Source organism: Comamonas sediminis (genome assembly GCF_041107495.1).
GTDB lineage: Bacteria > Pseudomonadota > Gammaproteobacteria > Burkholderiales > Burkholderiaceae_C > Comamonas > Comamonas sediminis.
The window spans coordinates 126,137-147,831 of sequence record NZ_JBGBDC010000009.1; the positions used below are offsets into that span (position 1 = coordinate 126,137).

13 protein-coding genes are annotated in these 21,695 nt (G+C 64.9%); 5 read left to right on the forward strand and 8 right to left on the reverse strand.

The window, feature by feature from the left end; translation table 11 throughout:
- Positions 1 to 6: 6 nt before the first annotated feature.
- The gene (locus AB7A72_RS19750) at positions 7 to 1,605 is read right to left on the reverse strand and encodes a glycerol-3-phosphate dehydrogenase/oxidase (protein WP_369460902.1); all 1,599 of its coding nucleotides are present in this window, start codon (positions 1,603 to 1,605) and stop codon (positions 7 to 9) included.
- 347 nt (positions 1,606 to 1,952) lie between these two features.
- Between AB7A72_RS19750 and AB7A72_RS19755 the strand changes: the two genes are divergently transcribed.
- Together AB7A72_RS19755 and glpK are read left to right on the forward strand one after the other, a co-directional pair.
- Positions 1,953 to 2,726, forward strand: coding sequence for a DeoR/GlpR family DNA-binding transcription regulator (locus tag AB7A72_RS19755; protein WP_239810515.1), 774 nt, complete (start codon positions 1,953 to 1,955; stop codon positions 2,724 to 2,726).
- 67 nt (positions 2,727 to 2,793) lie between these two features.
- A complete protein-coding gene (gene glpK / locus AB7A72_RS19760; protein ID WP_239810514.1) occupies positions 2,794 to 4,287 on the forward strand; it encodes a glycerol kinase GlpK in 1,494 nt (497 codons plus the stop codon).
- Between the two features lie 70 nt (positions 4,288 to 4,357).
- On the opposite strand, the gene aqpZ is transcribed toward glpK, so the two are convergent.
- The gene (gene aqpZ / locus AB7A72_RS19765; protein ID WP_239810513.1) at positions 4,358 to 5,059 is read right to left on the reverse strand and encodes an aquaporin Z; all 702 of its coding nucleotides are present in this window, start codon (positions 5,057 to 5,059) and stop codon (positions 4,358 to 4,360) included.
- Positions 5,060 to 5,205: 146 nt separating this feature from the next.
- Here aqpZ and AB7A72_RS19770 point away from each other — a divergent pair, with 146 nt between their 5' ends.
- From AB7A72_RS19770 to AB7A72_RS19780, 3 genes are all read left to right on the forward strand, one after another.
- Positions 5,206 to 6,468, forward strand: a complete 1,263-nt coding sequence (locus tag AB7A72_RS19770) for an esterase-like activity of phytase family protein (RefSeq protein WP_369460903.1) — start codon at positions 5,206 to 5,208, stop codon at positions 6,466 to 6,468.
- Positions 6,469 to 6,604: 136 nt separating this feature from the next.
- Entirely contained in the window at positions 6,605 to 7,438 is an 834-nt protein-coding gene (proC, locus tag AB7A72_RS19775) for a pyrroline-5-carboxylate reductase (RefSeq protein WP_312416895.1), read from the forward strand.
- A gap of 162 nt (positions 7,439 to 7,600) precedes the next feature.
- A complete protein-coding gene (locus AB7A72_RS19780; protein WP_133855846.1) occupies positions 7,601 to 8,881 on the forward strand; it encodes an aspartate carbamoyltransferase in 1,281 nt (426 codons plus the stop codon).
- 257 nt (positions 8,882 to 9,138) lie between these two features.
- On the opposite strand, the gene AB7A72_RS19785 is transcribed toward AB7A72_RS19780, so the two are convergent.
- From AB7A72_RS19785 to AB7A72_RS19810, 6 genes are all read right to left on the reverse strand, one after another.
- Positions 9,139 to 14,202, reverse strand: coding sequence for an ExeM/NucH family extracellular endonuclease (locus AB7A72_RS19785; RefSeq protein WP_369460904.1), 5,064 nt, complete (start codon positions 14,200 to 14,202; stop codon positions 9,139 to 9,141).
- 118 nt (positions 14,203 to 14,320) lie between these two features.
- Complete coding sequence (gene ubiA, locus AB7A72_RS19790) at positions 14,321 to 15,205, reverse strand: 4-hydroxybenzoate octaprenyltransferase (protein ID WP_312416890.1); 885 nt, start codon at positions 15,203 to 15,205, stop codon at positions 14,321 to 14,323.
- A gap of 45 nt (positions 15,206 to 15,250) precedes the next feature.
- The gene (locus AB7A72_RS19795; protein WP_369460905.1) at positions 15,251 to 16,171 is read right to left on the reverse strand and encodes a phosphatase PAP2 family protein; all 921 of its coding nucleotides are present in this window, start codon (positions 16,169 to 16,171) and stop codon (positions 15,251 to 15,253) included.
- Between the two features lie 74 nt (positions 16,172 to 16,245).
- Complete coding sequence (locus tag AB7A72_RS19800; RefSeq protein ID WP_021028298.1) at positions 16,246 to 17,214, reverse strand: LysR substrate-binding domain-containing protein; 969 nt, start codon at positions 17,212 to 17,214, stop codon at positions 16,246 to 16,248.
- Between the two features lie 501 nt (positions 17,215 to 17,715).
- On the reverse strand, positions 17,716 to 19,905 hold the full coding sequence (recG, locus tag AB7A72_RS19805) for an ATP-dependent DNA helicase RecG (protein ID WP_312528947.1): 2,190 nt from the start codon (positions 19,903 to 19,905) through the stop codon (positions 17,716 to 17,718).
- Positions 19,906 to 20,061: 156 nt separating this feature from the next.
- A complete protein-coding gene (locus AB7A72_RS19810) occupies positions 20,062 to 21,618 on the reverse strand; it encodes an ABC transporter permease/substrate-binding protein (RefSeq protein ID WP_369460906.1) in 1,557 nt (518 codons plus the stop codon).
- Positions 21,619 to 21,695 lie beyond the last annotated feature (77 nt).

A 21,695-nucleotide genomic window follows, 5' to 3' on the forward strand; every position in this document is an offset into this window, starting at 1 on the left:
GTATTTTTACGCCACTTTTTCGCCGGCGTACTGCTGCGCCAGCACCAGAAAGGCCGTCAGCGCCGTATCCGACCCCAATTCTTCCTGCAGGATGGCAGCCACGCGCGGTGCCAGCTTGGCCGCCAGGCGCGCATCCAGAAACAGCAACCGGCTGCGGCGGGCCAGCACGTCTTCCACCGTGCGCGCATATTCATAGCGTGCAGCAAAGCGCACCATCGCCTCGCTCAGGCCATTGGCCAGCCAGACATCGGCGCCTGGCAAGGCTGCAACGAATTCCGCCTCGCTGCCATAGGAATGCATGCCCTGGGCCATGTGCATGCTGTGCTGGGCGCGGCCCGACGCTGGCGTGCCGACCAGCGGCAGCTTGACCGTCACCCCACCGGGCTTGCGTGGCAGACGCTGGGCATCAAAGCAGGCCTCCAGCACGTCTTCGGCCATCGCGCGGTACGTGGTCCACTTGCCGCCGGTCACCGTCACCATGCCGGACTTGCTGGTCAGCACCGTGTGCTCCCGGCTGATGCCCTTGGTGTTCTCGCCATCGTCATCCTGCGGCTTGACCAGCGGGCGCAGGCCGGCCCACATGCTGCGCACATCGGCCATGGTCGGCGCACGGCTGAGGTACTTGCTGGCTTCGCTGAGAATGAACTTCAGCTCTTCGTCAAACGGACGGGGTTCGCGCGCCAGGTCATGGCGCGGGGTGTCGGTCGTGCCCAGGATCACCTTGCCCAGCCACGGCACCGCGAACAGCACGCGCCCATCGGCGGTCTTGGGCACCAGCAGCGCGTGGTCGGACGGCAGGAAATCCCGGTCCACCACCAGATGCACCCCTTGGCTGGGCGCCACCATGGGCTTGACGGGCTTGCCCATCAGCTCCGCATCCTGCTGGCGCAGGTGGTCGACCCAGGGCCCGGTGGCATTGACCACGCAGCGGGCGCGCACGGTATAGCGCTGGCCGGACTCCGCATCCTTGCAAATGACGCCGGCGACGCGGCCATCCTCCTGGATCAGCTCCATCACCGGACAGTAGTTGACCAGCAAGGCCCCCTTGGCTGCAGCGGTGCGGGCCAACGCAAGGGCCAGGCGGGCATCGTCGAACTGGCCATCCCAGTATTTGACCCCGCCCTTGAGGCCCTTGTCCTGCACGGTCGGCAGCAGTCGGCGCGTGGCGCCTGCCGAGAGGAACTGGGTGGAGCCCAGGCCCGCCTTGCCTGCCAGCGCGTCATACATCTTGAGGCCGACGCCATAGAACGGCGTATCCAGCAGCTTGTACGAGGGCATCACAAAGGCCAGCGGCTGGGCGATATGCGGCGCATTGTTCAGCAAGGTGGTGCGCTCGTGCAGCGCCTCACGCACCAGCGCGATATTGCCCTGGGCCAGGTAACGCACGCCGCCATGCACCAGCTTGGTAGCCCGCGACGAGGTGCCCTTGGCGAAGTCCATCGCCTCGAGCAGCGCCACCTTGAAGCCGCGCGCAGCGGCATCCAGCGCCACCCCCAGGCCGGTGGCCCCTCCTCCGACCACCACCAGGTCAAACACCGGCGTGGCGCCCAGACGGGCCAGCAGATCGGTACGGTGAACGGACAGCGGTGCAGCAGCAGTGGACATGCGAAATTGAAATGTAGGTCTGAGAGTTGCCCCGCTCCTGAACCGGCCAGGCCTGGGGCAAGGTGCCAAAGCCTGGAAGCGGGATTCGCTTTTGCGCTTTTGTCTCTCAATTTTATTCGTTTTTGATCTTTTTTGTTCGTTATCGCCAAATTTGCTGGCGCGGAACGCCCGGATATCAGCGCTGCAGCATGCCAGCGTGTCGTGCCAGCTTGATGACAAAACCTCGCGCCAGCCATGGGCTGCTGCGGTAGCTCCACACGGTGCAGGCGGCCGCCATGCTGCCGACCTGTTGCGTTTTGCACTATATTGGCGGGAGTTTTCGTTTTCATTCGTTTCGGATCTACGCCATGACGGAGCTCAACAACAGCAACCCGCGCCAACTGCTGCTCTTGCAGGAAGTGCAACGCCGCAGCGCGGCCACCGTCGAGGAGCTGGCCGCTTTCCTGGGGGTGACCTTGCAGACCGTGCGCCGCGATGTGCAGCGGCTGTCCGAGGCAGGGGTGCTCACCCGTTTTCATGGCGGCGTGCGCGTGCCCAACTCCACCACCGAGAACCTGGCCCACCAGCAGCGCGAAGCCCTCAACGCCGATGGCAAGACCCGCATTGCGCAGGCCGTCGCTGCCCAGGTGCCGCACAACTGTTCGCTGATCCTGAACATCGGCACCACCACCGAGGCCATTGCCCGCGCGCTGATGCAGCACCGGGGTCTGCGCATCATCACCAACAACCTCAATGTGGCAGCCACGCTCAGCAGCAACCCCGATTGCGAAGTCATCGTCGCCGGCGGCGTGGTGCGCGGCCGGGACCGGGGCATCATTGGCGAGGCGGCGGTGGACTTCATCCGCCAGTTCCGCGTGGACATCGCATTGATCGGCATATCCGGCATTGAATCCGATGGCAGCCTGCGCGACTATGACTTCCGCGAAGTGAAGGTAGCCCAGACCATCATGGACCAGGCACGCGAAGTCTGGATGGCCGCTGACCACAGCAAGTTTGGCCGCCCGGCGATGGTGGAAGTCGGCCCGCTGTCGCGCATCGACCGGCTGTTTACCGATGCGCCGCCGCCCGACCCCTTCCCCCGGCTGCTGCAGGAAGCCCATGTGCGCTGCACCGTCGCCTGACGGCCAGGCACCTTCCGAAGCATTTTGTTGAACTGACTGATCTACCGGCTCAGACCGGCTTTGAGACATGACCTATCTGCTCGCTCTGGACCAGGGCACCTCCAGCTCCCGCACCATTGTGTTTGATCGCCACGGCGCCATCGTGGCCCAGGCGCAGCGCGAACTGCCGCAAATCTACCCGCGCCCCGGCCATGTGGAGCACGACCCGATGCAGATCTGGGGCACACAGCTGGCGACGGCGCAGGAAGCGCTGAAAACCGCAGGCATCAGCGCCAGCCAGGTGACCAGCCTGGGCATCACCAACCAGCGCGAGACCACCATCGTCTGGAACCGCAAGACCGGCCAGCCCATCCACAACGCCCTGGTCTGGCAGGACCGCCGTGCCGAGCCCGTCTGTGCCCAGCTGCGCGCCGACGGCCATGCCGAGCGCATCCAGCAAAAGACCGGCCTGCTGGTCGATGCCTATTTCTCGGGCACCAAGCTGCAGTGGCTGCTGGACCATGTACCGGGCGCCCGCGCCGCTGCCGAGCGTGGCGAGCTGGCTTTCGGCACGGTCGACACCTGGCTGGTCTGGCAGCTGACGCAGGGCCAGCGCCACGTCACCGACGTGAGCAATGCCAGCCGGACCATGCTCTTCAATGTGCACAGCAACACCTGGGACCAGGATCTGCTCGATCTGCTGAACATCCCGCGCTCGCTGATGCCCGAGGTGCAGCCCTCCGCCAGCCATTTTGGCGATACCGCCGCCCAGGTGCTGGGCGCTGCGATACACATCGGTGGCATGGCCGGCGACCAGCAAAGCGCGCTGTTCGGCCAGGCCTGCTTTGCGCCGGGCATGGCCAAGAACACCTATGGCACCGGCTGCTTCATGCTGATGCATACCGGCACCCAATTCCACCCCTCGCGCAATGGCCTGCTGAGCACCAGCGCCGCGCAGACGGACCGCCAGCCCCAGTTCGCGCTCGAAGGCAGTGTCTTTGTCGGCGGCGCGGTCGTGCAATGGCTGCGCGATGGCCTGCGCGCGATCGAGCACAGCGGTCAGGTGCAACAGCTGGCCGAGAGCGTGCCTGACAGCGGCGGCGTGATGATGGTGCCCGCCTTTACCGGCCTGGGCGCCCCCTACTGGGATGCCGATGCCCGCGGCACCATCACCGGCCTGACCCGGGGCACCACGGTGGCCCATATTGCGCGGGCTGCGCTGGAATCCATTGCCTACCAAAGCGCGGCACTGCTGCAGGCGATGAGCCTGGATGCCGTCGCCAACGGCGGCCAGCCGGTGAGCGAGTTGCGGGTCGATGGAGGCGCCAGCGTCAACAACCTGCTGATGCAGTTCCAGGCCGATTTGCTGGGCATTCCGGTGGTACGCCCCGCCTGTGTGGAGACGACGGCCCTCGGCGCCGCCTACCTGGCAGGCCTGACCACCGGCATCTACCAGAACAGCGAAGAGCTGTCGGCGCTGTGGAAGGCCGAGCGCCGCTTCATGCCCACGCAGGACAAGGCGCGCGCCGATGCGCTGATGGCGCGCTGGGAGCAGGCGGTGCGCCAGACCACGGCACGATAAAACCGCCGCGCTTCAAAACGACAACAGGGGCCGCAGCCCCTGTTTCTGTCTATGCCTTCAAGGCGTTGGCTCAGTCCTCATCGCCACGCAGCAAGGCGCGGTGGATCAGTGCACCAATCACGGCACCCACGATCGGGGCCAGCCAGAACAGCCACAGCTGCTCCAGTGCAATCGACGGGCCAAACAGCGCCGGGCCCGTGCTGCGGGCGGGGTTGACCGAGGTATTGGTGACCGGAATCGAGATCAGGTGGATCAAGGTCAGGCACAGGCCAATGCTCATGCCGGCAAAGCCCACGGCCGCCTTCTTCGTGGTCGAGCCCAGAATCACCAGCAGAAACACGGCCGTCAGCACCACTTCGGTCAGCAGCGCTGCCAGCATCGAGAACTTGCCTGGCGAGTGCTCACCAAAGCCATTGGTCGCCAGATCGGTCACCTGGGCACCCGCCTTGCCGCTGGCAATCAGGTACAGCAGGCCAGCGGCCACAATCGCGCCCAGCACCTGGGCAATGATGTAGCCCGGCAGGTCCGATGCCTTGAAGCGCCCGGCCACCGTCAGGCCCACCGAGACTGCTGGGTTGAAATGGCCGCCCGAAATCGGACCAAAGGCATAGGCACCCGTCAGCACCGTCAGACCAAAGGCCAGCGACACGCCCAGCAGGCCGATACCCACCTCGGGAAAGGCAGCGGCCAGCACGGCGCTGCCGCAACCACCAAACGTCAGCCAGAACGTACCGAGGCACTCCGCCGACCATTTCTGCAGGTTGGATGTCATTGTGTTTACCCCTTCATCAGTCAGACCCGCGGCATGCAACGCACACACATACAGGTCTCAGTAGCCGAGATGATAAGGAGCGAGTCGCGTTTGAAAATGTCAACAATTGCCGGTGCAACAGGCGCGCTACACTTGCAAAAAATGCTATGAAAATCAATATCCAAATACATTATTCGTTCGGTCTATTCAAGGCCCTGTCACTCTCCGTTCTGGTGCTGTTGGTAGCGGGCTGCAAGACCTCTCCGGAACCCGCCCAGGCACCGCTCTCCCCCTCGATCCCGTCCCCCGGCGCCGCCGCCTGCCACACCCCGGACCGCCCGGCCCTGCAACTGCTGGGCGAGCAGCGCTGGCCGCTGGATACGCTTTGGGCCGGCACGCAGGTCGGCGGCCTTTCGTCGATTGACTACCGTCCAGCCGATGACAGCTACTACTTGGTGAGCGACGACCGCTCGGCCAAGGACAGCGCCCGTTGGTACCGGGCCCGCATCCGCTATGACGCCAGTGGCCTGCAGCAGGTCAGCATCGTCGAGCAGCAGTACCTGCGCACGCCGGCGGGCGCGCCCTACCCCAGCAGCCGCACTGCCACGGCCGATACGCCGGTGCCTGACCCCGAGGCACTGCGGCTGCTGCCGGGCGGGCGCAGTGTGGTCTGGAGCAGCGAAGGCGACTTTGCGCGGGGCTTTGGCCCCTCCTTGCAGCAAGCCGGGCTGGATGGCAGCTGGCAGCACACCTGGCCCCTGCCCGCACTGCTGCAAGGCCCGCTCCAGCCAGAGACGGGCCGGGGCCCGCGCAACAACATGACCTTGGAAGGCATCGCGATCAGCGAGGACCAGCGCAGCCTGTGGCTATCGATGGAGGGCGCGCTGCGCCAGGACGGCCCGCTACCGCGCCGTGGCCAGATCGGCGGGCCGCTGCGCATCACCCAGTACGACCTGGCCAGCCAGCAGCCGATTCGGCAGATTGCCTACATCCCCGACGCGCTGCCCAAGGACAACCTGCTGCTGCCGCTCATTGCCATCAATGGCGTCAGCGAGATCCTGGCCGATGGGCCCGACCATTTGCTGGTGCTGGAGCGCGCCTATGTGCTGGGAGCCGGTTTTTCCGCGCGCCTCTACCGCATCAACACCCAGGAGGCCAGCGACACCTTGGCGATCGATGCGCTACACGGCGCCGCATACACCCCCGCCCACAAAGAACTGCTGCTGGATTTTGCGCAGCTGGGGCTGCGAACGGTGGACAACCTCGAAGGCATGACCTGGGGGCCGCGCCTGGCCAGTGGCGAGCGGGTGCTGCTGCTGGTCAGCGACAACAACTTCAACCCGGCCCAGGTCACGCAGTTCCTGGCGCTGGTCGAAACACCGGCCTGCGCGGCCCCTGCGGGCAACGCAGGCCAATCGCATCGCAATTGAAATTGATAGCAAAACCTGTGCGCCCCGTATGGCTTGCCATGCAACCGGTTTGAGCTTTGGGCAGGCCGCCGCTATAGTGGCAGCCACGCCAGCCGCGCTGGCTCTGCCCACCCTTTCTTTGCTTGCACCTGCCGCCATGTCCACTACCGATCTGTCCCAATTCCCCGCCATCGCCTTCATCGGCGGTGGCAACATGGCCAGCGCCATCATCGGCGGCCTGATTCGCCAGGGCCTGCCCAAAGACCGCATCCAGGTGGTCGAACCCTACGAACCCCAGCGCCAGACCCTGCAGCAGCAGTTTGGCATCACCGCGCTGCCGGCCGCCGACAGCAGCCTGGCGCAGGCCCAGGTGGTCGTCTGGGCCGTGAAGCCGCAAACCTTCGCCCAGGCAGCGGCCGCCGTCGCCGACCACAGCCGCCATGCGCTGCACCTGAGCGTGGCCGCCGGCATCCGCAGCGACAGCATTGCCCAGTGGCTGGGCAATGACCAGATCGTGCGCGCCATGCCCAACACCCCGGCCCTGGTCGGCCAGGGCATGACGGGGCTGTTTGCCCGCCCGCAGGTCAGCGCCGCCCAGCAGCAGCTGGCCGAGCAGATCATCACCACCACGGGCCAGCTGGTCTGGGTGCAGCAAGAATCGCAGCTCGATGCAGTCACGGCCCTGTCGGGTTCGGGCCCCGCCTACGTCTTCTATTTCCTCGAAGCCATGCAGCAAGCCGGTGTCGAGATGGGACTGCCCGCCGAGCAGGCACTGCAGTTGGCGATTGGCACCTTCAGCGGCGCCTCCGCGCTGGCGGCGCAGTCGGGCGAAGCGCCAGCGGTGCTGCGTGAGCGCGTCACCAGCAAGGGCGGCACCACCTTTGCCGCGCTGGAGCATATGCGCGGCGCCGATATCGCCGCCCACTTCATCGGCGCGATGCACGCTGCCGAGCGCCGCGCCAAGGCGCTGGGCGACGAATTCGGCGGCTAGGCCAGCGCCGTAGCGCCTGCCCTCAGCGAGAGGCAGGCGCCGCCGGTCCTTCGGCTGCAACTTTGCACAAATGCAATCACGCATTGCGTATATTTCACACAAAAGTCAAACGCAAAGCGTATAATTCGGCCGCATTCATTCCTCTGCATCGGAGCACGGCCCATGGACAGCCAACAGGATTTTCTTCGCGACGCAATGCGCCGTTTGAACTTGACGCGCGACGCATTTGCCGAGCGCCTGGGCGTGCGCCGCCGCACCCTGGATACCTGGTTGCTGCCCGAGGCTTCTGGCGAAGCGCGCGCCATGCCCGATATGGCGCAGAAGTTCGTCTCCGAGATTCTGTACCGTGAAGCCGCAGGTCACGATGCCCAGAAACACCACCGTCCGCTGGCCGAGCGCATGTCTGCCGATGGCCGTCCGCAACTGCTGTCGGTGGCCCAGCTGGAGCGCGAAAGCCTCGAAGAGCTGTTCCGCATCGCCGATGTGATGCAACCCATTGCCCGCCGCCACAAGGTCTGCCGCGTGCTCGAAGGCGCCGTCATGGGCAGCCTGTTCTTTGAGGCCAGCACCCGCACCCGCGTGAGCTTTGGCGCCGCCTTCAGCCGCCTGGGCGGCTCGGTCTGCGATACCACCGGCTTTACCTTCTCGTCGATGGCCAAGGGCGAATCGATCTATGACACCAGCCGCGTGATGGCCGGCTATGTCGATGCGCTGGTCATCCGCCACCCCGAACAAGGCTCGGTGGCCGAATTTGCACGTGCGACGAATATCCCCGTCATCAACGCGGGCGACGGCCCCGGTGAGCACCCCAGCCAGGCGATCCTGGACATGTACACGATCCAGCGCGAGTTCTCCCGCCTGGGCAAGCTGATGGACGGCGCGCATATCGCCATGGTCGGCGACCTCAAATATGGCCGCACGGTGCACTCGCTGATCCGCCTGCTGTCGCTCTACAAGGGCATGAAGTTCACCCTGATCTCGCCCAGCTCGCTGGAGATGCCTGCCTACCTGATCGAGCTGGCCTCGACCAATGGCCATGTGGTGGAGGTTTCCACCTCGCTGCAGGACCTCAAGGGCGCCGACGTGGTCTATGCCACGCGCATCCAGAAAGAGCGCTTTGCCGGTGAGAACATCGAGGGCTACACGCCGGAGTTCCAGGTGCAGAAATCGCTGGTCGATGCCGTCTGCAAACCCGACACCATCATCATGCACCCGCTGCCGCGCGATGCCCGGGCCGGCGCCAATGATCTGTCGACCGATTTGAACCTGGACCCCCGCCTGGCCATCTTCCGCCAGACCGACAATGGCATCCCTGTGCGCATGGCTTTGTTTGCCGTTTTGATGGGTGTGGAGAACCAGATTGCCCGCAATTTGCGGGATGTCACCTGGCGCTCTCCGGCTTTTGTAGGCCCGGATGATGCAGTGTTTGACACTTTGGATTAAACTCTACCTTACACAACACCATGATTTGAGACATTTTTTCGAAGCAGTCCACCCTGCTTCGGAAAATTGAACGTTTTTTTCCTGCGACTCCAGTGTTAGCGGCCATCTATCGATGGCCGCTTTTTTGTGTGCCGCTCTCCCGCTGCACCCCGGCCTCCGCCTCACACAGGCCTGCAATCGGGCATCAAAAAAGGACCTGCAAGCAGGTCCTGGAAGGAGAGCAACGTCCTGCTCCGCGCTGCAACGGCGCGCTGCGCTTAACGCGCCAGACCGAGACGGCGGCGGCCGGCAGCCAGCCAACCCAGCAGCCCGCTCAGACCCAGCAGGCTCCACAGGCCCATCGCCGGCACGGGCCGTGCCTGGCCCACGCCCGGAGTGCCTGGATCCACCGGCACATCGGCCAGCCAGCCGGCGCCACCGGGATCGCTGATCTGGCCGTTGGCAATCATGTCGTCATCGCCATCCCCACCGTCTACGATCTGCACGGACAGCGTATTGCCGTTCACCGTCGATGGCAGGCTGTACCAATGTGGGGTCGTGTTGGCCTTGGTGGGACCGAACTTCCAGTACTTGGCATGGGCCGGCAGGGCCGATGGGTAACTGATGCGCATCGTGCCATTGCCACCCATGGCGCAGCCCGTGGCTGTCCACTGCAGAGCGCCGTAAGGCACGCTCAGGCCTTGGGGCAGCGCACCCAGCGATGCAGCAGCCACGGCCACGGGGGCCTGGGCCAGACGGCAGGCGTCGGCACTGCTCCACTGCACTGCAGCACTGCCGCCACCGCCGGACGCTGGCAGCGCCACATCAAAGTTCTGCTCGGGCTCCGGACCGACCGGCGCGCCTTCCAGGTTCAGGCCCAGCACAATCGGATTGTGGTCGCTGGAGCGGTAGGCATCGGCCGCATAGAACGACGAGACCTGCGCGGCGCTCTTGAAGTTGGTGTTGTAGTCGAGGACCGGCGGCTCTTCTGCGTTGATCTGCCACTTCACCACCTGGCTCACCTGGCTGGCGAGCGCCGAGCTGACCAGCACATGGTCCAGCGATCCCCACAGGGTCTGGAAGCCGTAGGAATACTGGCCAGCGCCCAGCTTCTGGTAGCCATGGCTTTCCAGGAAGGAGATCGGCTCTTCCTTGGCATAGGCGTTGAAGTCGCCCATCAGCACGTTCTTGCCATTGCCCGCTTGCGTCGGGTTGCCCGCCAGCCAGGTTTGCAGTTGCTCGACGGCACGCTTGCGCGACTGGTTGTTGGCACCCTGGCCGTCACCAATGTCCGGGTCATTGACGCTGCCCTTGGACTTCAGGTGGTTGACCACCACGGTGAACTGGTCCTTGCCGCCGCTCGCCAACGTCTTCTCGAAGGTCTGGGCCAGCGGCACGCGGTTGCCATAGGTGGCATTGAAGGCATCGTACTGCGCCTCATCGGGCACCGCAGGCACGCCCACGGGATTGACACGGTCCTTGCGGTAGATGACAGCCACCGAGATGGCATCATGGCCAGCCGCCACGGCCGTCTTGGCGCCACCGGCATTGAAGGGGCCCTTCACATAGTCATAGACCTCGCTGCCATGCTTGGCGTTCAGGGCCCGGGTCAAGGTCGCCAGCGCGCTGGTCGTGTCAAAGCCATTGTTCTGGATTTCCATCAGCCCGTAGACATCGGCGTCCAGACCCAGCAGGTTGCTGACGATCTTGTCGGTCTGGCGGGTCAGCTCGGCCGCATTGTCGGCACCACGGCCTTCCAGCGAATCGCCATAGGGGTTGTTGAACTTGGCCGTGCCCAGGGTGCTGAAGAAGTTCAGCACATTGGCCGAAGCAATCTTGACCGTCGGGCTGCCAATGGCCTGCTGGAGGTCGGCTACCGTCGGGCGCGCTGCACCGGTAAAGATCGGCTTTTGCAGCGGTTGCACGCGGTAGCTGGTCTGGTGTGCGCCAGCCGCCGTATCGATGAACTGGTCCAGAATGCCTTCGATCGCGGCGGTGCTGTCACCTGCCCGCAAGGTGTTGCCGGCGCTTAGGTCCTGGCCGCCCCGGCCCAGCAAGGCGTCCGGGTTTTGCTTGCTGCTGCCATCGTCGAGAATGATTTGGCTGCGCTTGACGGTGTCCAGGTAGGCGGCGTTACCCGTCATGCTGGGCACATGCAGCTCGGTGTACTGCACCAGCTTGTCCTTGTCACTCAAGGTGACCATGCCATAGCGACCGAGGTAGTAGTTGTCCGTCACCACCAGCGGGCCGGTGCTGCCGGTGATGCGCACACGCATGCCTTCGTAGCGTTCCCAGTTCGCATAGGCGGGCATCGGCAGGCTCAGCGCCACCACGGCAGGCAGCGCCTGCTTGGCGCCACCATGGAGCACGCTGAAGTTCAGGATGCTGCCGCCCAGCTGGGTCAAGCCCTTGTACTCGCTGACCGTGGCGGTCAGCTGCACAGCCTGGCCCACGCTGTCGGCACTGATGCCGGCAATGGGCGTGCTGCCGTAGTACACAAACACGGCCTCGGAGGTCTCGGCGTTGTGGTCGTCGTCTTCGGGCAGCGACTGGATGTAGAAACCGCTGAGGTCCGGAAGGTAGGCGGTCACGATGCCGCGCACCGTCACGCTCTGGCCCACCAGTGGCGAGGCGTCACCCGAACCCTGCACGGCCGAGATGGGGGTGGTGGCGACCGGTGCCAGGTTCTGCGCCAAGCCGGGCGAGCCGATATTGGCACCATTCGAGGGCTGGGCAAAGCCATCGAGCACACCGACCGCCGCAGCGGTGTAGCGCGGCTCTGCAGTGGACTTGCCATCCCAGACGGCGGACACGCCATTGCCCACCGTTGTGCCGGCATTGCGCACCGCAGCGCCCGCGTGGTCGCTGGTGGATACCGCTGTGCCGCTCGGGTTCTTCGCCGGCGCCACGGTCGAGCCATCGGTCGCCGTCAGCGCCTTGCTGCCATAGTTCATCGCCGCAGCCAGGTAGCCATTGGCGTCATACACCAGCACCGCATCGCCCTTGCCCAGGCCTTGGCCGGCCACCAGGATGACGGCAGTACTGGCCTGCAGACCCCAGGCCGTGCGGAAGGCTTCCGGCGTGGTCTCGTTCAGCACCACCAGACGCGCACCTGCTGCCAGGCTGGTGCCCGCAGGGAAGGCGCTGGGCAGCGCGCCGCTGCTGTCGGTCCAGCCCCAGCCACTCAGGTCCACGGGGGTCGTGCCGTAGTTGAACAGCTCAAAGAAATCGCCGCCATCGGCGTTGGAGTTGACCTCGGAGACCAGCACCTTGGCGCTGGCTGCCACCGCGCTGCTGACGGTAAAGTCCAGCTTTTGCTCGGCCGCCAGTGCGTTGCCAGCCATGTCCAGCACCGCAGCGGCGGGCAGCACCAGGCTGTAGCGCTTGCCGGGTTGGTAGCCACCGCTGCGCGTAAAGCGCACTGCGCTGCCATCGATGGCCACTTGCGCATCGGTCATCGGCACGGTGGCGATCAGGTTGCCGTCTTCCAGCAGCGACAGGCTGCCGCTGCCGCGCTGCACCGTTTCGCTGAACTGCAGGCGCACCACGGCGGTCTTGCCGACGTCCACCGCGTTCTGCAACGGGCTGCTGCTTTGCAGCACGGGGGCGGTGGTGTCGGCAGCGGCGGGGCCGCCGAGCTTGACGGTATTGCCCTGGAACTGCTGGTCCGCAAAAGGCAGGTCCTTGGACACCGAGCCCTTGCCAGGCCAGATGGTGTCGCCGTTGTCCTGCAGCAGCTGGACGGTCGTGCCCTTGGCCGTGCTGAGGGGGCTGACCAGGGTCTCGAAGCTGCCACCAGTGGTGCGCAGCAGGTTGTCCAGCACATTGTCCAGTTGCTGCACATCGGTGGTGCCCGGGCCGTTCCAGACAAAGAAGGCAAAGTTGGTGTTCACGGCCGCATCGGCCTTGCCGGGTGGGCCCGCCAGGATCAGGAACTTGCCATCCTCGGTGCGCTGCATGTCGCGAATGCCGCGCCCGCCCAGGTTCAGCTCAATGGCGGCACCCAGTACCGGCGCGGTGCCCGCCACCATCGCAGCAGGGTTGGTGATCGGGATGACGAGCGCGCGGTTGCGCAGCTGCGCACTGGCCAGCGGCGCACGGAAACCCAGCAGCAGCTGGCCGTCTGCGGTCGCCGCCATGCCTTCGATCGAGAAGCCGGCTGGCGACTCGGGCGGCACCTTGTCCGCCGACGAAGCCACGAAGCCGTAGTAGTTGGCACCTTTGCCATGGGCATTGCTGCTGTCCCAGGTGTTCAGCAAGCCCTCCAGACCGCCGTAAGACCCCTTGAAGCTGAATTCCGTCGTGGCGCCGGTGCCCGCCACATCGACGGCAAACAGGTGCTCGCGGTTGTCTGCCTCGCTGCCATCGGACTTGTTGCTGTGCGAACCGGTGAAATACAAGGTGTTGCCAATGCGGGTGCCCGCCTCCAGGTCGAGCTCCTTGCTCAAACCCAGCAGGCTGCCAAATTCCCATTCCTTGACCGCCACGCCGCCGCCGCGGGGGTAGACGCGCAGCACATTGCCTTCGTCATCGCCGACGACCATGTAGCGGTCGTCGAGCGCGACGGCGGCAGAGGCGTCCGAGCTGCCCGCCTGGGTCGCCGGCAGCGGGGTGAACATCGCCGTCTCGCCGGCACCTGGATCGATGACGGTCAGGGCCGCCGGTGCGGTGCCATTGCCCGTCCAGTTGGCAGCTTGGCTGATCGCTGCCAGCAGCTCGGCCGCCGTGCCCTCAATGGCGCCCTTGGTGCTGTCGTAGGCGACATTGTTTTGCTTGACCAGCGCAATGGCGGTACTGCCGTTGACCAGGCCAGGCGGCAACGCCGAGGTGTTGGAGTTGCTGGCATTGCTGTCCCAGCTGCCAGCGGTCACATTGTTCAGCGCGAACACGAACTGCGGTGCCGCTTCTGAGCCCTGGTAGACCAGCACACTGTCGCCGCCGGCGGCCAGATTGAAGCTGCCCGAGGCGCTGACCGTGCCATGGTTGGCCGCAGGCTTGGTGTCAGCCGCGCTGATCTTGACGACCGTACCGGCAGACAGCGCCTCCGTGGCCTGCCAGATCAGCACACCTTCACCGGTGCGAAACGCGCCCGCATTCGTCCAGCCATTGTCGGTGACGCGAATCTCGGTGCCCGCTTCGATATCGCGCAGCAACACCAGGCTGACGGAGTCCGGCGCGTCCGAGGCAAAGCCGACGACAGCGACGTCTCCGGCCGCCAGCGTGGTCTGGGCCGACGCGGGCAGCACGCTGGCCGCCAGCAGCAAGGCAGCTGCCAGTGACAGACCCTGGGACGCCCGCACGCTGGCGCGGCAGGCAGACGAAATGGAGCGAAGAGCAAACATGGCAGCAGTAGAGGGAGTGGCAAACAACCCCTCTTTGTCGCCGCTGCCGATGAAAGCTCCGTGTCAGAATCTGTAAGCGTTCCCAAAAACCGACACCGCCGCCACTGTCACAGCCCGGTCACAGCGCAAAGGCAAGCGCCACACCGGCAAACAGGCTCACGCCAATCCAGTGGCTTTTGCTGAACGCGGTAAAACAGCCTTCGCGCGTGCGCTGGCGGATGAGGCTGTAGTGCCACAGCATCTGCGCTGCAGCCGCAGCCACGCCCAGCCACCAGGGCCAGGCCAACTGCAGCGGCGCCAGCGCCAGCACTGTCAGAACCAGGCACACCCCAAAGAAAGCCATGATCGCGGCAACATCAAAACGGCCCAAGGTGATGGCCGAGGTCTTCATGCCGATCTTCAGATCGTCATCGCGGTCCACCATTGCGTACTCGGTGTCATAGGCCAGCACCATGCACATATTGGCCAGCCACAGCAGCCAGGCCATCATCGGCACCTGGCCCTGCACCGCGGCAAATGCAATCAGCACACCAAAGTTGAACGCAATGCCCAAAAACGCCTGCGGCATTGCAAAAAAACGCTTGGTAAAGGGGTAGAGGATGGTGAACAGCACCGCAGGCACCGACCAGGCCACCGCCTCCCAGCGCGTGGTCAGCACCAGCGCCAGCGACAGCAAGGTCAGAACCACGCCGACCATCGCCGCCTCGAACACCGAAATCTTGCCCGTCGTGATGGGGCGCTGCGCGGTGCGTTTGACATGGCGGTCGAACTTGCGGTCGGCAATGTCATTGATGCAGCAGCCGGCGCTGCGCATCAAAAAGGTACCCAGCACAAACACCAGCACCAGGTGCCAGCCCGGAAAGCCCCCCGACGCCGCCCACAGCGCCACCAGGGTGGGCCAGACCAGCACCAGCCAGCCGGCAGGCCGGTTGAAGCGAATCAGATCCAGGTACAGCGCAAAGCGCTCGGACAGAGAGAGGGAGGGATGGGCAGCAGCTGACATGGCAGCAAGCATAGCGTCACAGCGCTACCCTGTGCCCTCTCTTTGTCAATTTGCACGCCCGCGCGGCCCCAGCACCAGGGCCGCCAGTGCACACCAGGCCAGGCCCAGCAGCGCGCCGGCCAGCACATCGCTGGCAAAGTGCGCCTGCAGCAGGATGCGGCTGAGCGCAATGACGGCGACCAGTCCCCCACAAAGCCAGGCGAGGACGCGGCGCGCAGCGGGCGAGAGCCGGCCGCGCAGCACCAGCCATAGCAGGCCATAGACAACGACGGCCCCAGAGGTGTGGCCGCTGGGGAAACTGGCACCCGACGTCAGCATCTCATGCAGCACCTCGGGGCGGGCGCGGTCCAGCAGATTCTTCAGCAGGCGTACCGCCAGGCCATTGAGGCCGATAAAGAACACCCAGGCCCACAAGGCCTGCCACCGCCCACCCAGCGCCAACCCGCCCGCCACCAGCAGCACCAGGACCGCCAGCCAGCGCACATCGCCGGCAGCGGTCAGCACATGCAGCAGCTCCCGCCCCGGCGCCGAGACATGGTCTTGCGCCCATTGCTGGGCCGCTGCATCGGCGGCCAACAAGCGGGCATGGCCCGAATGCTCCGGGTAGACGACCACCCAGGCCAGCATCGCAAACAGCAGCAAGCAGCCGGCAGCCACCACCAACGGCACCCCCACAGGCTGCTTGGCGGCATACAGCACTGCCGTCTGCCTGCGCGGCAGCCAGCGCCAAACCAGTACCCCCGCCAACAACCAGGCAAGCAGCAGCACCGGCATCCAGGCATCCAGCACGGCCAACGCTTGAAAGACGATGCTCGATCCTCCAGCCAGGTCCCGGCTTTGCGCCAGCGCTTGTTCCGTACCCAAAAGCCCCAGCACAACCCAGCACAGACCCTGGCGGCACAGGTCCCGGCCCGCCGCCAACGGCGGCAGCCGCCGCAGCGGCAACAACACAGACAACACGTTCACAACACCCCAAAAAATACAAAACCCCATGCAGGCATGCCATGCATGGGGTCCAAAAAGAAACCTTGCAGCGAGACTTAGGCTTGCAGCATCGTCACGCCGGGCAGGTTGCAGGCGAAGATCGCATTGCGCAATGCGGCGATGGCTTCGTAGCGGGTAAAGCTGCGGCGCCATACCAGCACCACGCGGCGCTTCGGTGCTTCGTCGTTGATCTCGTCAGTCAGCGGAATGTAGCGGATGTGGGTCTCGTCCGACTTGCGGCGGCGCACACCCTTTTCCAGCGCATCCTTGGGCACCGACAGGCGGGGCACCAGGGTCACACCCATGCCGGCGGCCACCATGTGCTTGATGGTCTCGAGCGACGAGCCTTCAAAGGTGCGGCGGATGCCTTCGGTGTTGCTGGAGTAGCGGGCGAACTCGGGGCAGACTTCGAGCACATGGTCACGGAAGCAGTGGCCAGCGCCCAGCAGCAGCATGGTTTCGTTCTTCAGCTCGCTGGCCGAGATGCTGTCACGCGTGGCCAGCGGGTGCACGCTGGGCACGGCCGCAAAGAAGGGCTCGTCATACAGAGGGGCCATCGCCAGTCCGGTATCGGGGAAAGGCTCGGCCACGATGGCGCAGTCGATCTCACCGGTACGCAACATCTCCAGCAGCTTGGCGGTCATGTTCTCGTTGATCATCAACGGCATCTGCGGCGTGCGCTCGATCGACTGGCGCACCAGCTCAGGCAGCAGATAGGGACCGATGGTATAGATCACACCCAGGGTCAGCACACCTGCCAGCGGGTCCTTGCCGCGCTTGGCAATTTCCTTGATCGCAGCGGCCTGGTCCAGCACGATTTGCGCCTGGCGCACGATCTGGTCACCCAGACTGGTGACCGACACTTCCGAGGCACTGCGTTCAAACAGCTTGACCTCGAGTTCTTCCTCCAGCTTTTTGATGGCGACAGACAAGGTAGGTTGCGACACGTAGCAGGCATCAGCGGCGCGGCCGAAATGCCTTTCACGGGCGACAGCAACAATATATTTGAGCTCTGTAAGTGTCATGTCAGTTTTTAGTGCGAATCGCGTATTGTGCATGGCCTGTGGACCACCTGGCTATAGCGCCAGAGGCCAAAGTGCCACACTGTGTTTCATCAGAACCGCAAGCTATGAGTTGTACTCTATTCCGAAGCACCATGGGTGCCAATGCGCGACTACAAAAATAGGATTAATCTATTATGCGTCAAATGCAAGCGCTCGCTCACCGGGAATGTAGGTAAATATGGATGCGAGCATTTACACAAAGCTACATAATTATCGACGCCTCACTCCGCTACCTCCCTGTTAAATAAGGCTTATTTGCCATTTGGGTGGCCGCAACAAGCTATAAATCTAGTTACAGAATGCGTTTTAAATCCTCTATTTGAACAACACGATTAACATTCTGCGCAACAGCCATAGCACGAATCAATCGATATTTACCAAGATTTCGTATCATTTTTGCAACTTTTAAATCTTGTTTGCAATGCTGCCATGCAACGTGGCGGTGAGCTATGCGCTAGTTTTTCAGGCCTTGAGGTATTCCGCCTTGCCGCCCAGCCAGCGCAGCACATGGCTGGCAGCCAGGTCTGGCCAGCGGTCCAGCATCGGCGGCGCCAACTCACGCGCCCATTCCAGCAGGTGCTTGTCGGCTTCCAGATCGGCAAATCGCAACAGCGCCGCACCCGACTGCCGCGCCCCCAGAAACTCGCCGGGCCCGCGAATTTCCAGATCGCGCCGGGCGATCTCGAAACCATCGGAGGTCTCGGCCATCGCCCGCAGCCGCTCCTTGGCCGTCTCGCCGAGCTTGCCGTTGTCACCTACCGCATACAGCAGCACACAAGCCGATGCTGCAGCGCCCCGCCCCACCCGGCCGCGCAGCTGGTGCAGCTGGCTCAGGCCAAAACGTTCGGCATGCTCGATCACCATCAGGCTGGCATTGGGCACATCAACGCCCACTTCAATCACCGTGGTGGAGACCAGCACGCCCATTACCCCTTCGGTGAACAAGGCCATGACGGCCTTTTTCTCAGCCGTGGGCATGCGCGAGTGCAGAAGACCGACCATGACCCCGGGCAGCGCCTCGCTCAAGTCCGTATGGGTGGCCGTGGCGTTGGACAGATCCAGCGCCTCGCTCTCCTCGATCAGCGGACAGACCCAGTACACCTGGCGCCCCTGGGCAATCTGGTCGGCAATGCGCGAGACCACCTCATCGCGCCGGCTGTCACTGATGAGCTTGGTCACCACCGGCGTGCGTCCAGGCGGCAACTCGTCGATGGTGGAGACATCCAGGTCGGCGTAATAGCTCATCGCCAAGGTACGCGGGATCGGCGTGGCGCTCATCATCAGCATATGCGGCTCCATGCCGGTGGAGAGCAGCTTTTGCCGCAGCGCCAGGCGCTGGGCCACACCAAAGCGGTGCTGCTCATCGATGACGGCCAGCCCCAGCTGCTTGAACTGCACCTGGTCCTGGATGACCGCATGCGTGCCGACCACCAGCGCGGCCTCGCCACTCTCAACCAGCGCCAGCATCTCGGTGCGCTGCTTCTTCTTTTGCGCACCGGCCAGCCAGGCGACCTTCAGGCCGCGCGGCGCCAGCAACGGCTCCAGCCAGCCCACCAGCTTGGCAAAGTGCTGCTCGGCCAGAATTTCGGTCGGCGCCATCAGCGCGCACTGCCAGCCCGCATCAATAGCGATCACCGCCGACAGCGCCGCCACGATGGTCTTGCCCGAGCCCACATCGCCCTGCAGCAGGCGGTGCATCGGTATGTGGCGCCCCAGATCCCTGGCAATTTCCTCGCAGACCCGGCGCTGCGCCCCGGTCAGCGCAAAAGGCAGGGCGGCCAGAAACTGCTCATGCAGGTTCAGGCTGCCGTCGGGATGGCGCTGCGCTGCCAGCGCGGGCGCGCGCAGGCTGTCGCGCTCGCGCTTGGCCGTCAGCTGCGACAGCTGCTGGGCCAGCAGCTCTTCGGCCTTGAGGCGCTGCCAGGCCGGGTGGCTGTGGTCTTCCAAGGTGGCTACCGCGACATCGGGCGTGGGGTGGTGCAGAAACTGTAGCGCTTCGCGCAAGGTGTAGGCCCTGCCCAGGCCGCCCGCTCCCAGGTACCGGGCATAGGGCAGGTCCACGCCGGGTGGCAGGGTTTCGCTCAGATCAGCACGCTGCAAACCGCCGATCACCGCGCGGCGCAGATAGGGCTGGGGCAGCCCGGCGGTGGTGGGGTACACCGGCGTCAACGACTGGGGCAGTTCGCCACCCGCCAGCCGGAAGGCCGGGTGCAGCATTTGCCGCCCCCAGAAGCCGCCCTTGACCTCACCGCGAATGCGCAAGGTGTTGCCCACGGACAGGGTCTTCTGGTGGGAAGGGTAGAAGCTGAAGAAGCGCAGTTCGCAGCCGTCTCCGTTGGCATCTTCGACCCGCACCACCAGTTGCCGGCGAGGCCGCAGCTGCACATCGGCAGACACCACGGTGGCTTCGATCTGCGCCACCTCGCCATCGCGTGCATTGCGCAGCGCAATGATGCGCGTCTCATCTTCATAGCGCAGCGGCAGATGCAGCGCCAGATCGATGTCGCGCGTCAGCCCCAGTTTGACCAGCGCTTGCTGGGCCGGGTTCTTGGCGGCAGTCTTTGCTGGCGCGGCGCCAGCGGCAGGGGCCGCGCCCGTTGCCGCCCCGCTCGCCTTGCGCGGGCGGCCAGGTTTGCGCCCCTTCGAGGGCATCGCATCATCAGCAGAAGAAGCAGGCGTGGCAGCAGACATGGAGGCAGTTTCAGCAATGCTGCATTCTGGCATGCTTTGCCGCACGACTGGTTAAAAAGACAGTGCCTGCCAAAACCTGTCCAGCCTCTCTACGCAGCCGCGCTGGAGCCCGCCGCATCAGCGCCGCACGCGGCGCCGGCGCAGATAGCGCTCCCAGAGCTCAAACAGCAGCTCGGACAGCAGTGCCAGCGCGGCTGCCGGCAACGCGCCCGCCAGCATCAGCGCGCTGTCGTTCAGCGCCAGACCGGTCACAATGCGCTCGCCCAGGCCTCCTGCGCCGATGAATGCGGCAATCGTCGCGGTGCCGATGCCAATGGCGCAGGCCGTGCGGATACCGGCGACCACGGTGGGCATTGCAATCGGCAGCTCCACCCAGCGCATGCGCTGGGGCCGGGTCATGCCCAGCGCAGAGCCGGCGCTGCGCAAGCCCGGCGACACCTCGGCCAGGCCCGCACAGGTATTGCTCAGAATCGGCAAGATCGAATAGGCCGTCAGCGCCACCAGGGCCGGCAGCCGGCCGATCACGCCGAACCAGGCAATCAGCACCGCCAGCAGGGCGAGGGACGGAATCGTCTGCAGCACGCCGGCCGCGCCCAGTGCCAGCGCGCGCGAGCGAGGATGCGGAAAGAGCAGAATGCCGGCAGGCACCGCGATCAGCGCCGCCACACCGACGGAGACCAGCACCAGCGCCAGGTGCTGCGCAGTCAGCCGCCACAGGTCAGGCGCCACCAGGCGCGTCCACAGCCGCGCGCCCAAGCTCGCCTGGTTCGCTGCCTTCGCATCCACTGCGGCCTTGCCATTGGTCTGCGCAGCCCCGCCTGCCAGAAATTGCTTGGCAATCTCGGCAAAGCCCCGGCCCTGCAGCTCGGCCTGGGCATTCATGCCAATCATTGCCGCTTCGCTGATGCGGCCCTGCAGCTGTTGCAACGCGGCCCAGGCCACCGGTTTCTGTGTAGGCAGGTCCTGCCGGTAGAGCAGCAGCGCGTCATAGCGCGGAAAATAGGCCTGGTCATCCTCAAGTACCAACAGCCCCAGGTGGTCGATCTTGGCATCGGTGGTGTAGATGTCCATCACATCGATGTGCTGCTGGGTGATGGCCTCATAGGCCAGCCCATGGTCCAGCCCCTGGGGCTTGGCCTGCAGGTTGTAGCGCTTGGCCAGGCCGGGCCAGCCATCGCCCCGGCCGATGAACTCGTTCGACAGGCCAAAGCGCAGTTCGCTGTGGCGCGCCAGATCGCTCAGACTGCGAATGCCCAGCGCCTCGGCCTGCTGGCGGCGCATCGCCAGCGCATAGCCGTCGTTGAAGCCCAAGGGCACACCGACGGCCAGGCCCAACGGCGCCAGCGCCGCATTCAGCGATGCCAGATCGCTGCCTTGGGCATGTTTGGCAATCTCCAGCGCAATGGTGCCGCTGTATTCGGCATAGACATCGATCTGGCCGGATCGCAACGCTTCATAGACGATGGCCGTGTTGCCCAGGCCCTGGCGTACCTGGGTCTTGACCCCGGCGGCCTGTGCTTGCTGCGCCATGATCTCGGCCAGCACATAGGATTCGGTGAAACGCTTGGAGCCCACGCGCAGGGTTTCCTCCTGCGCGGCCCCGGCAGCGGAGGCGGCCAAGAGGCCCAGAACCCAGACCAACGCGAAGCGCATCAAGTGGTGAAGACGTAGCATCGGGCCACTATAGCAACTGCGCTTCCCAGGCACGTAGGAGGCGGCCCCCAACCGCGCCAAGCCCGCGCGGCCTGCTG